Below are 11,790 nucleotides of genomic sequence, written 5' to 3' on the forward strand. Positions count from 1 at the left end.
GCTGCCCGTGTCACATTCATCGAATGGAAGTGCCGTCTGGAAGAATCTCTTCTCAGGGAAGAGTATCCAGGACGGAAGTACAGAATCTGTTCTGAGCAGAGTCCCGGCCTTCACCGACCTCTCCGCCCGTGAATTACGGGGAGTCGCTGCGATTGTACACAAACGAGAGTACAAAGCGGGCGAACCGGTGTTTTATCAGGGGGACCCGGGACTGGGCATGTATATCATCCGGGAAGGGGAAGTGTCGATCCGGATCGCTGAGGGGGAAGAGGATGACAAGGAACTTGCGGTTCTCACCGACGGTGACTTCTTCGGCGAACTGGCCCTTCTGGATGAGTCTCCCCGTTCGGCGACAGCGATCTGCAGAACGGATTGTTCGCTCATCGGGTTTTTCCGTACCGATCTCTTCGAGATGATTGAACAGAAGACCGATCTTGGACTCAAGATCGTCATGCGGCTGGCTGAGATTCTCGCTGTCCGGCTTCGAAAGACCGACAAGGAGCTTTCGAAACTCCGGAGCCAGCTCGATGCTGCGACGCAGCATCTTCAAGAACATTATCCGCTTGCATCGGAGGACCACCATGGCAAAGACGAAACGAAAACCGCCGGTCCGAGGAGCGAAGCGTCAGAAGCGCGCTAGCGCGCGCCGAGACTCCCCGATCGAATTGGGACGAATTCTCGTCCCCATAGACTTCTCTGAGCATTCCAAGAAAGCACTGCAGTACGCCATTCCCTTCGCGGAACAATTCAAGGCATCCATCGATCTTCTCTACGTCGTGGAGCCGACTGTCTACCCCGCTGATTTCAGCTTCGGCCAGGTGGGATTCCCGTCCGTCGAAGATGAACTGCGCCATCGAGGCGGCGAAGAGTTGGAGGGGTTGATCCAGAGGGAGATAGGCACGCGGGTGCCGGCCCGGAGTGTGGTACGCACGGGCAAAGCGTTCAACGAAATCGACCAGTACGCCAAAGAAGAATCGGTGGATATGATTATCATCGCCACGCACGGGCATTCAGGCATGGAGCACGTTCTGTTCGGGAGCACCGCCGAAAAAGTGGTGCGGTACGCCCCCTGCCCGGTATTGGTCGTGAGAATCGATGAAAAAGAGTTCGTGCGAATGTAACACAACGGCTTCAGGATTGTCATCAAACACTTACAACGAAGGAGAGGGCGTATGAAGACGAGGATGATGTTGGGAATCTTGTTCGTGATGTCGCTGACGGCAACCTTCGTGGTTGCCCAGGATCAGGCAGCCACGATGAGTCCCGCAAAACCGAAAATCGGCGACGAGATCGTTGTCACCTATAACCCATCGGTCAAGAGCGCGACGCTGAAGGGCGTGAAAGAACTCACCGCAGAGGTGATGCTTGCCAAGGGATCCGGAGAAATGCCCCAGCTGAATGAGCTGCCGATGAAATCCGAAAGCGGCGTCTGGAAGGCTTCGTTCAAGCTGTCTGATGAGAAGGTGCGTGTGCTCCTTCTCCGCTTCACATCCGGAGAGCAGAAGGATGACAACGGAGAGAAATCCTGGGCAACGATGATCTGTGGCGCAAATGGCAATGCGCTGGAAGGTGCGCACCTTGCATGGGCATCCATGCTCCGGTCTGGTTCCTTTGCTGATTTCAAGGTGACCAAAGACGCGGAAGGGATGAAGAAGGAACTCGCGATTGAGAAAGAGCTGTACCCCGCGAATTATTCCGCCGTTTTCATGCAATGGTCGATGATGTTACGGGAAGCTCCAGGAGACGAAACCAAGGCGAAAATCAAGGGTGAACTGAATGCGCTGTATGACAAGAACAGTTCGAACGAGGATCTCCTACCTCTGGCCATCGGCATGTATCAGCAAATAGGGATGAAGGAAAAATCAGAGGAGATCAGAAAGGCAGCTCTTGCCGCAAACCCGAAAGGAAAGGTGGCTGAGAGTGCGCGGCTGAACGAAGTACGTGCTGAGAGAGACGCGGTCAAGCGGGTGTCAATGATGGAGAAATTCATTGCGGAATTCCCTCCGGATGCGAAGAACAAAGAGAACTACAACAACTCTCTCATCTCTTTTCGCATGACTGCTGCCATGTCTCAGAAGAAATACGAAGAAGCAGCCAAAATCGTAGAATCGATGCCAATACAAGATGGCGGCATGTACAACAGTCTCGCATGGCCTCTCATCGAGAAGGGTGAGCAGCTCGAGCTCGCCACCGCCTGGGCGAAGAAGGGCGTGGAGTTTCTGAAAAACCCCGATCCGGCGTCCAAACCATCGTACTACAGCGCAAAGCAATGGAAAAAGCAGAATGAGTCGTCGCTTGGCATGGTCCTGGACACCTACGGTTTTGGACTGCTGCAGCTTGGGAAGGCCAAGGAGGCAGCGGCAGTGATGAAAGAGGCGGTCGACTTGACAAAAGGCGAGCAGGCCGATATCAATCAGCGATTGGTCGAATGCTACGTGAAAGACGGAAGCTACGACAAGGCGATGGCGGTCGGTGCTGACTTCATTCAAAAAGGAAAGTCAAACGACAAGCTGCTTGAAGCCTATAAGACCGCATATGTCAAGGTGAAGGGTTCGGACAAGGGCTTTGACGAAGCGATTGCGCAGGCAAAGCAAACCGGTAAAAGCGAAATGAAGAAAGATCTTGCCAAAAGCCGCGTGAACAAACCGGCGGTCGATTTTGCCCTCAAGAACCTCGAGGGAAAAGTCGTGAAGCTCTCAGATCTCAGGGGCAAAGTGGTTGTGGTGGATTTCTGGGCGACGTGGTGCGGACCATGCAAAGCGTCCTTCCCGTATCTGCAGCAAGTCTACAACAAGTACAAAGACAATCCGAAGATCGTGATCCTTGCGCTCAATACGTGGGAAAATGTCTCGGGGAAGGAGCGGGAGGACCTTGTGAAGAAGTTCATGGCTGATAACAAATATACGTTCCCCGTTCTCTATGACGAAGGCTTTGTCGAGAAATACGGCGTCGAGGGCATCCCGACTAAATTCGTCATCGACAAGAAGGGCATGATCCAGTTCAAGACAATCGGATTCACTGGTGAGAAGATGGTGGATGAAATGATCACGCAGTTCGACATGCTGCTGGATGACAATTTCTACTCATCATCGAAATAGAAATCAACCGACGTCAGTCTGAGCAGCGCGGGGCGCTGCCTTGTCCTGGGAATGACCCAATGCTGATCTGCTGATCGTGAGCTTTGCTCACGATCGCCCAGGTTTCATCGGGAGCTGAGCTCCCGATGAGAGTGGAGTCGGATCGTAGCAGGCTCACAGAAACACAAAACCCCGTCTGATAATCCAGGCGGGGTTTCTTGTTCTTGATGTCCATTGTACCCCGGGATAAATCCCGGGGCTACTCTCATACTCAGTACTCCCATACTCCGTACTTCTTACTCCCCCTCAACTCTCCCGCTCCATCACAAAATCAACAAACTCGAGCAGCGCTTCTTTGGATTCGGAGGCGGGCAGGGTGGCCAGATCCGTGCGTGCGAGATCTGAATAATGCATCGCACGTTCCACTGCATAGTCGATTCCTCCCATCCGCTTCACGAAATCGACAACCCATGCAATCTCTTTCTGCTTTGCTCCGTTCTTCACGATCTTCAACGCCTGCTTCGCGTCGCTTGGTGCCCCTTTGTGAAGGGCGTAAATCAGCGGGAGGGTCAGCTTCTTTTCTTTCAGATCGATGCCGGTCGGTTTTCCGATGATGCTCCTGCGCCCGAGATAGTCGAGCAGGTCGTCCCGTATCTGGAACGCGATGCCGACATGCTCGCCAAAATCGCGCATCTGCTGCCGGCGATTCGTATCCTCCGTTGCACTGGCGGCTCCGATCTCCGTGCAGGTAGAAAGGAGCGATGCTGTCTTGTCGCTGATGATTCTCAGGTAGGTCTCTTCATCGATGTTGAGCTGGCGGCTCTTCTGAATCTGGAGAAGTTCGCCTTCGCTCATGCGCTTGACGGCATCGGACGTGCGGTGGAGAAAGTAGTAATCCTTGTTTTCGAGCGAAAGCAAAAGGCCGCGCGAGAGGAGGTAGTCACCCATCAGAACAGCCACTTTGTTCTTCCAGACGGCGTTGATGGACGCAAGACCCCTGCGTGTATCCGCATCGTCAACCACGTCGTCGTGGATGAGGGTGGCGGTGTGCAATATCTCCACGAGGGTTGCAGCGCGATACGTGCTCTCGTTCACATCGCCGCAGGCTTTGGCGCTCAGGAACACCAGAATCGGTCTGACGCGCTTGCCTTTCTGCCGGACGATGTATCTCGCAATCAGGTCAATCAACCCGACCCGCGAGCGCATTGCGTCTCTGAAGAATCCGCCGAATTCCTTCAGTTCTGAGTCAACTGGCCGCTTGATATGGTCAAGCGATGCAGTGCCACTGCCCCGGGCGGTTACCATAGCTCTTCATCGGACTGTGCTGTGTCTTCGTGCGACTTCGTGGAGTTTGTCTCGTCCTTCTCTTCTTTCTCCGCTTTCTTCTTGTAGACAACCTTGACGATGAAGATGCTCAACTCGTACAGGACGAACATCGGAGACGCCATGAGCAATTGCGTGACCATGTCGGGCGTCGGTGTCACAATCCCGGCGACGAGTAAAATGACGACATACGCATGCCGGCGGTACTTCCGCATGAAGGCGGCGGAGACGATCCCCAACTTCGCCAAAAAGTAGGCAACCATGGGAAGCTCGAACACGAGGCCGGTGCCCAGCACGAGAGCGAGGAGAAATGTGATGTATCGGTCGACAGCGATATTGAGCGCTATGTTCGCCGTGCCGAAGCCGGCAAAAAAGGTAAGGGCAGTGGGGACCAGGACAAAGTACCCAAATGCACATCCGGCGAAAAAGAAAAAGGAGGTCGATGCAACGATGCCAGACACGTACCGGCGTTCGTTGGGCATGAGTCCGGGGGCGATGAATTTCCAGAGCCAGTAGAGCGTGTTCGGCATACTCAACACCAGGCCGCTGACGAGCACCGCCTGGATGTATAGCATGACGATTCCGTACGGTGCAAGAACCTGAGCCTTGAGACCGACCGCGAGGAGGGGGGCGAGCAGCACCTTCTGGACGAGGAATTCAACAAAGACGCCGCAAAGGATCATGGCGAGCACCAGGCCGGCGGCCGCTTTGACGATGTGCCAGCGCAGTTCCTCGAGGTGATCGAGAAAGGACATCTCTCTCTGATCGAACTCGAAGTCCTTGGCGCCCTTGCCGCGCACTACCCGAAGTATGAACTCACGAAGCACTGAGGGGGACCTATTGGGCTTGTCTTAGTTCAGAATACAGCGGAAAGGATGAGCACAACTGGTGGATGTCGCTCCGGACCCGGCCGTACTCCGCTTCGTTCCCGATGTTTGTAACGACGCGATTGATGAATCCGGCAACGATCTCCATCTCACGCTCCGTCATTCCCCGCGTCGTCAAAGCCGGTGTACCGACCCTGATGCCGCTAGTAATGAGGGGAGACTTGTCGTCGAAAGGGACGGCGTTCTTGTTGACGGTGATGCCAGCCAGGTCGAGGGCTTCCTGTGCATCCTTGCCGGTGACATTCTTGTTGCGCAGATCGATCAGCATCAGATGGTTGTCTGTCCCGCCGGAGATGATATTGAAGCCCTGTTTCACGAGCGCAGCAGCGAGCGCCTGGGCGTTCCTGATGACCGCCTTCGAGTACTCGATGAATGGGGGCTGAAGGTTCTCGTTGAAAGCGACGGCCTTCGCGGCGATGACGTGCATCAGCGGTCCCCCCTGAATTCCGGGGATGACCATCGAATCGAGCAGTTCCGACATCATCTTTGTCCGGCCGGATTTCGGGGCCACCAGTCCGAACGGATTTTCAAAATCTTTGCCCATCAGGATGAGTCCGCCGCGTGGACCCCGCAGGGTCTTGTGCGTCGTGGACGTGACGACGTGGCAGTGCGGAATCGGGTCGTTCAACAACTTGCTGGCGATGAGGCCGGCAGGGTGGGCAATGTCCGCGAACAGAAATGCGCCGACCTGGTCCGCAATTGCGCGGAAGGCCTTGTAGTCGATGTTCCGCGAATACGCGCTCGCGCCGACGGTGATCATCTTCGGGCGTTCGCGTTTGGCGACGGTTTCAACATCGTTATAGTCGATGATCCCTGTTTCTTTCGAAACACCGTACGACGAAAAGTTGTACAGCTGTCCAGAGAAGTTCACGGGAGAGCCATGCGTAAGGTGGCCTCCATGAGAGAGGTTCATCCCAAGGACTTTGTCCCCGGGTTTGAGGAACGTAAAGTAGACCGCCATGTTCGCCTGGGAACCCGCATGAGGCTGAACGTTTGCGTAATCGGCCCCGAACAGTTTCTTGGCCCTGTCGCGGGCGAGATTCTCTGCAACATCGACATACTCGCACCCCCCGTAGTACCGCTTGCCGGGATATCCTTCGGCATACTTGTTCGTGAGTACGGAACCGAGTGCTTCCAGCACTGCGTAGCTGACGAAGTTCTCTGATGCGATCAGCTCGAGCTTGGAATTCTGCCGGTTCACTTCACTCTGGATGGCATTGAAGACTTCGATATCGCTTGATTGGAGATGTCGCATAGGTTCTGCTCGTTATTCAAAGATGGTGTGTCGTGAACGAACTGTTCGGGGAAGCCCGGCTCCGGCGGGTGTATGCTCAAACGATTGTGCTGCCGGCGTGTCGCGATGCGGGGTGATCCGTCAAAGATCTGTTAACGTGTGAATCTTGTCCACTCTTCGTGCGTGGCGGCCCCCCTCGAACGATGTCGAGACGAAGACCTTGACGATATCTGCGACCGCTTCCCAGCCGGTGAGGCGCTCGCCGATCGTCAGAACGTTTGCGTTATTATGCTGACGTGCCAGCCGTGCTGCGGAAACGGATTCGCACACTGCCGCCCTGACCCCCTTGTGCTTATTCGCCACGATGGACATGCCGATACCCGTGCCGCACACGAGAATGCCGCGTTCGCATTCGCCGCGGCTTACGGCCTGGGCGGCAAGATGCCCCCATTCCGGATAATCAGTTGCATCGTTCGTGGCCGGTCCGAAGTCAGCGTACGGAAGCTTCAGCTCATCCAAGAGCTTCTTGATGCTTTCTTTGTACTCAAATCCGGCGTGATCGCTCGCAAGGGCAATCATGGTGGTTTCCTTACCCTGAGGAGTTCCTATTCGTCTTCGACTTTCATGAACCACACTTCGCTGGCGCTTACCCCCACGGTGAGCCGCACGATGGTGTCCCGCTGCAAATTGTTGGAGGTCGTCCCCCGTGTTCCGAGATGCAGGTTCACATCGAGCCTCGCCTCGGGACCGATGGGAATCCCCAGGCCGCCCGTCACGAACATTTCGTTGATCGGCGTGCCGTTGAAGACATACGAGGTCGCGTTGTAGTACATGCCGCCCCTGTACGCAACTCTCTTCCAGAATGATTCGAGATTGCCACCGGGCAGAGCTTCGAATCCGGCGCCGATCCGGGTCGTGTTTCTGAATCCCGGCAGCGTGTTCCCCTGGAATTTCGCGTTCTGCCATTGCTGGTGATACACATCTGCCGTGAAGACAAACCGGTTCGCGATCGAGTAGGAAAGCCCCAGTCCGTAGGCAATGGGAAGATCGGTCGTGCCGGCGGCCGCATAGGTGGTGTCGGTTGACGACGATGACGTGAGCACGCTTTCGTGGTTGACAGAGAGCGTTGTCGGGGTCGAGAGAATGAACCCAAGCGTGAGAGGCTGCAACGCCGACGAGCCGAGGAGATCTCCGATTCCTTCATAGATTCCCCCGAGGACAACATTGAATCCGGAGTAGAAATCCGATCGTTGAATCTCGCTGTTCGTGAACGACGCATCGAGAAACTGAAAGTTGCCTGTCTGACGAATTCGGCCGTAGATATAATTGAGTTTCGCTCCAAGCGTCAGCTTGTTCACCGGCGAAACGCTTCCGCCGAACGAGAGAACCGAGAGACCGCCTGTGCCGTAGAAGTCCTGCTGTACCACTGAGTCCTGCGTCTGCGTCGCGTAGTTGACCGTGGAATAAGGGGAGGCCTCGATAAGAGTGGCAATCTCGTATTCCTTGTCTATCGGGATGCCGAACGAAGCTCCCTTGAATGCTCCCCGCGCAAAACGCCCGTTGCCTAAAGCGTCCGTGGAACTGAAATTCATGAACTCATACCCGCCTGCGAACCGAGTGTATTTGATCTTTCCAATGCCCGCCGGGTTCAAGAGGTTGAGGAACCCATCACCCGTGAGTGCGATCCCCGCGCCGCCCATCCCATCCAGTCGGCTGCCGCCATAGCGGACAAGATCTCCGACCCCGAACCGGGAATAGGTAGAGCCCCCTGCCACGGCCTGACTCACGACGGCTGCCGAGGCAAGCAGGGCAAACAGGGAGAGGTTTCTCAACGTTCGTAATTTCTTCATTCAATATCCCTCATTGAAGGATCGAGTAGATAATTGTAAGCTTGGGCTTGATGGCCTTGGTCGATTGAGCGCCATAGAACGAGAAGAGATCAAGGGCGAAGCTCTCATCATAGCCCGCAATTGCGATACGTTTCACTTTTGCTCCACGGACCCAGCGCTGAACGAACGATCCGACGGGGAACTGATAGATCTTCGAAGCGCCGGACTGCACCGGGGAGCCGATCTCGGCGATGTAGGAGAGCGTGATCCCATCGTCCCCCGTGAAGAAGGCAAAGACCGAATCGGCTGTGAAATAGTTGAACTTTGAACGCGTCGCGTCGAGCGTCAATTCCAGAGTGGCTTTGTGAATCGCAGCATGGGCCGGGAGGGTGCTGACATCGAATTCGACGTACCCGCGGCTGGCCCCGCCCTCCTGCACCCAAAGATGTGTGCTGTCAGACGCCCAGCCCGCATTGATCCCTGTCGTCACAGTCCGGTGCGTGCCAGTGATGACCTTCAGCGTATCGATGTTCCCGGCTTTGTTCCTGAGCCGAAGGAGGAGTTGGGGGCCGAAGGAAGCATCTGAGGTTGTGAATGAACCAAAGCCCTTCACGACGCGGCTGTTGGTAGGCCGAAGAAGAACGCCGAAATTACTGATGACCGAATCGCCATAGGCTCCCCAGGATCGGATCATCGCCGTGTCGAGGGGGATGCTCAGCGTCGAAGTATCGCCGATCGAGCTGGAATTCCAGACTCCGCTCGAAGCCGTATTGTAGAAGCCGGCGGCTCTGAGTGTATCGATCGTCAGGGAATCGCTTGCCCAGTTCATGAGAATCTGATGAACCGACATGGAGAAGGGGGCGAGCGAGTCGCCGAAGTGATAGATGGTTCGCAAGTTCAATTCCGCACTCACGATCGGAAGCGTCTTGATCGAATCGGGAAGAAGGGCGAACCGGTACAGGCCCCAGCACTGGAGATTGTCGACGTTTCCGATAAGCACTCTCGGAGCGCTGGATGTCGCGACAATGACGGGTCCGTTGAAGCTCCTGGTGCAGGAAACGACGGCCGTGTCGAGGCGCAGAAAATCATCCTGGGGAAGGAGCTTGGCTCCCACCGTGGTCGGGGTTTCCGTGCAACCGGCGAGGAACAGGAGAACAAGGACTGCGAGAAGCGGAATGGCAATATGAGATCTCAACTCTTCAACTCCATACTTGATCATGAGCCATGCAGACGCGCGTGATGGCGCTGCGACAGCACTTCTTTTATTTGAAGCCAGGCTTCGTAGGCGTCACTGGCAACGAAATCGGGAGCGTTGGAATCTCCGCAGTCTCCCCGTTCAACGGATCCGTACCCTGTGAGCACGAGTGCCGTCTTGCAGCCTGCTGCCTTGCCGGCCAGCATATCGATACACCGGTCGCCGATGACATACGAACGGGAAAGCTTGATGCCGAATTCTTCTGCCGCCTTCTTGAACATCCCGGGTTTTGGTTTTCTGCAATCGCAATCCTTCTTGTACGGCGTCTGCCCGTATTCCGGATGATGGGGGCAGTAGTAGATTGCATCAACCCGGGCTCCCTCGTGGGCGAGCATGGTTATTAGACGCTTGTGGATGCCTGCAAGGTCCATCTCCGTAAACAGCCCCCGTGCGATTCCGGATTGGTTTGTGATGATAAAAACCTTGACTCCGAACTCGTTTGCCTCTCGAATGGCCCGGGCGGCATTGGGGATGAGGTGAAGCTCTTCAGGACGGGATAAGAAATCCAGCTCGGTGTTCAGAGTGCCGTCGCGGTCGAAGAAAAGTCCAACCTGTTCAACCTTCACGCGCTTATTGCTTAAGAAGTTCTTTGTAGAGGTTTACGTAGTGTTTGGCCGAATGCTCCCAGGAGAAATCCTTGGCCATACCATTCCGCATCAACTTCTTCCACTCCTCTGGTTGCTGATACACCTTGAGGGCCCGTTGAATCGCCTTGAGCAATTCCTTCGCATCATACTTCTCGAACTTGAACCCGGTCCCTTTTCCACTGCCCGAATAGTCCTCTACGGTATCCTCGAGCCCGCCGGTAGCCCGGACCACCGGGATCGTTCCGTATCGCATGCTGTACATTTGATTCAGGCCGCATGGCTCGTACCGCGAAGGCATGACAAAGATGTCACTTCCCGCCTCAATCAAGTGCGCCAGCTCCTGGTCAAACCCGAAATACACGCCGATATGCTCCGGGTATTTCTTCTGCAGGGCCTCGAAATTCTTCTCCGTGGCCTTGTCGCCGTCTCCGAGCAGGACAAATTGCACGTTCAGCTTCACCAGCTCATCCATGATCTCAATGACGAGGTCGAATCCCTTCTGTTCTACGAGGCGCGAGATGGCCCCAATTACCGGAGCCGTTTCCTTGAATGGAAGCTTCAGCTTCGCCATCAGTGCGCGCTTGTTGTCGATCTTCGCGTCCAGCGACTTCATATCGTACTTTCGGTAGATGAGGTCGTCCGCCGCTGGATTCCAGATATTATAGTCAATTCCATTCAATATCCCGTGGAGGTCCTTCTTCCGCTTGGCGAGAAGGCCGGTCAGCCCTGCGCCGAATTCCTCCGAAGTCGAGATCTCTTCCGCATAGCGCCGGCTGACCGTCGTCACGGAATCTGAGAACTGGAGGCCGGTCTTCAGGAAATTGAACTTGCCGTACGCTTCCACGCCTTCAACATTGAAGAGGTTCTTCGGCAGGCCCGTTTTCGGGAATGCATCGGGAGGAAAGGCTCCCTGGTACGCCATGTTGTGGATGGTGAAAACGGTCTTGATAGGTTTCAGAAACTGGTCGTTGCTGTAAAGCGTTTTCAGATAGGCAGGCACAATTCCCGTTTGCCAGTCGTTGCAATGGATGATGTCTGGCTGCCACCCCAGACGCTTCAGGGTTTCGAGAACACCGCGGCAGAAGAAGATGAACCGCTCATCGTTGTCCTTGTAGTCCTTCCGGCCGACCGGGCTCTGGTAGATGCCATCGCGGCCAAAGTAGTTTGCATTATCAAGGAAGTAAACCTGGACCTTTTCTTTGAGGTTGCTGATGAAGGACGACTTGACGTTGGCGAGTTCGGTCTGTTTTCCGACCGGGATGGGAATCTCTTTGAGACGTATGATGTCGTGGAGTTTGTATCGCCGCTCGCTTATAAACCGGTAGCGGGGCATCATGATGCGTATTTCATGCCCCAGCTCTTTGATAGCCTGAGGCAGCGCACTGGATACGTCGGCTAAGCCTCCGGTTTTTGCAAAGGGGTCGACCTCACTCGACAAAAACAAGACGTTTAGCGGTTTAGACATTGAGCCCCATTTTCAAAAAATTGATGAAATCCAAGTAAATTTACACAAGTTTTAGCTGTTACGCAATCAAAAAAAAGTGCTTGTGATGAGTGTACGGGTTCCATAACGTTTTTCGCAAAGTCAGCACGTCCTG

The 11,790-nt window shown here is 55.0% G+C and carries 11 protein-coding genes; 3 read left to right on the plus strand and 8 right to left on the minus strand.

Annotation, left to right across the window (positions count from 1 at the left end; genetic code table 11):
* The first annotated feature begins 7 nt into the window (after positions 1-7).
* The 3 genes from NTU47_06460 to NTU47_06470 are packed head-to-tail and all read left to right on the plus strand — an operon-like array spanning position 8 to position 3,098.
* Positions 8-640 carry a cyclic nucleotide-binding domain-containing protein gene (locus tag NTU47_06460; GenBank protein MCX6133441.1) on the plus strand — a complete coding sequence of 211 codons (633 nt, stop codon included), beginning with the start codon at positions 8-10 and terminating at the stop codon, positions 638-640.
* Positions 582-1,121: a universal stress protein gene (locus NTU47_06465; GenBank protein MCX6133442.1), complete on the plus strand. Its 540-nt coding sequence runs from the start codon at positions 582-584 to the stop codon at positions 1,119-1,121. The genes NTU47_06460 and NTU47_06465 overlap by 59 nt, the downstream gene beginning before the upstream one ends.
* 51 nt (positions 1,122-1,172) lie before the next feature.
* Positions 1,173-3,098 carry a TlpA disulfide reductase family protein gene (locus NTU47_06470; GenBank protein ID MCX6133443.1) on the plus strand — a complete coding sequence of 642 codons (1,926 nt, stop codon included), beginning with the start codon at positions 1,173-1,175 and terminating at the stop codon, positions 3,096-3,098.
* Positions 3,099-3,383: 285 nt separating this feature from the next.
* On the opposite strand, the gene NTU47_06475 is transcribed toward NTU47_06470, so the two are convergent.
* The 8 genes from NTU47_06475 to glgA all read right to left on the minus strand — a co-directional run bounded on the left by NTU47_06475 (position 3,384) and on the right by glgA (position 11,657).
* Entirely contained in the window at positions 3,384-4,382 is a 999-nt protein-coding gene (locus tag NTU47_06475; GenBank protein ID MCX6133444.1) for a polyprenyl synthetase family protein, read from the minus strand.
* On the minus strand, positions 4,376-5,155 hold the full coding sequence (tatC, locus tag NTU47_06480; GenBank protein ID MCX6133445.1) for a twin-arginine translocase subunit TatC: 780 nt from the start codon (positions 5,153-5,155) through the stop codon (positions 4,376-4,378). The genes NTU47_06475 and tatC overlap by 7 nt, the downstream gene beginning before the upstream one ends.
* An 82-nt stretch (positions 5,156-5,237) precedes the next feature.
* A complete protein-coding gene (locus NTU47_06485) occupies positions 5,238-6,542 on the minus strand; it encodes a serine hydroxymethyltransferase (GenBank protein ID MCX6133446.1) in 1,305 nt (434 codons plus the stop codon).
* 120 nt (positions 6,543-6,662) lie between these two features.
* Entirely contained in the window at positions 6,663-7,100 is a 438-nt protein-coding gene (gene rpiB / locus NTU47_06490) for a ribose 5-phosphate isomerase B (protein ID MCX6133447.1), read from the minus strand.
* Between the two features lie 26 nt (positions 7,101-7,126).
* Complete coding sequence (locus tag NTU47_06495) at positions 7,127-8,371, minus strand: hypothetical protein (GenBank protein ID MCX6133448.1); 1,245 nt, start codon at positions 8,369-8,371, stop codon at positions 7,127-7,129.
* A 10-nt stretch (positions 8,372-8,381) separates the two neighbouring features.
* Positions 8,382-9,545: a hypothetical protein gene (locus NTU47_06500; GenBank protein ID MCX6133449.1), complete on the minus strand. Its 1,164-nt coding sequence runs from the start codon at positions 9,543-9,545 to the stop codon at positions 8,382-8,384.
* Positions 9,546-9,565: 20 nt separating this feature from the next.
* Positions 9,566-10,171 (minus strand): HAD family hydrolase, encoded by a 606-nt coding sequence (locus NTU47_06505; protein MCX6133450.1) that lies wholly within the window; start codon positions 10,169-10,171, stop codon positions 9,566-9,568.
* 4 nt (positions 10,172-10,175) lie between these two features.
* On the minus strand, positions 10,176-11,657 hold the full coding sequence (glgA, locus tag NTU47_06510) for a glycogen synthase GlgA (protein ID MCX6133451.1): 1,482 nt from the start codon (positions 11,655-11,657) through the stop codon (positions 10,176-10,178).
* Between the last annotated feature and the right edge of the window lie 133 nt (positions 11,658-11,790).

Source organism: Ignavibacteriales bacterium (assembly GCA_026390595.1).
Taxonomy (GTDB): domain Bacteria; phylum Bacteroidota; class Ignavibacteria; order UBA10030; family UBA10030; genus UBA9647.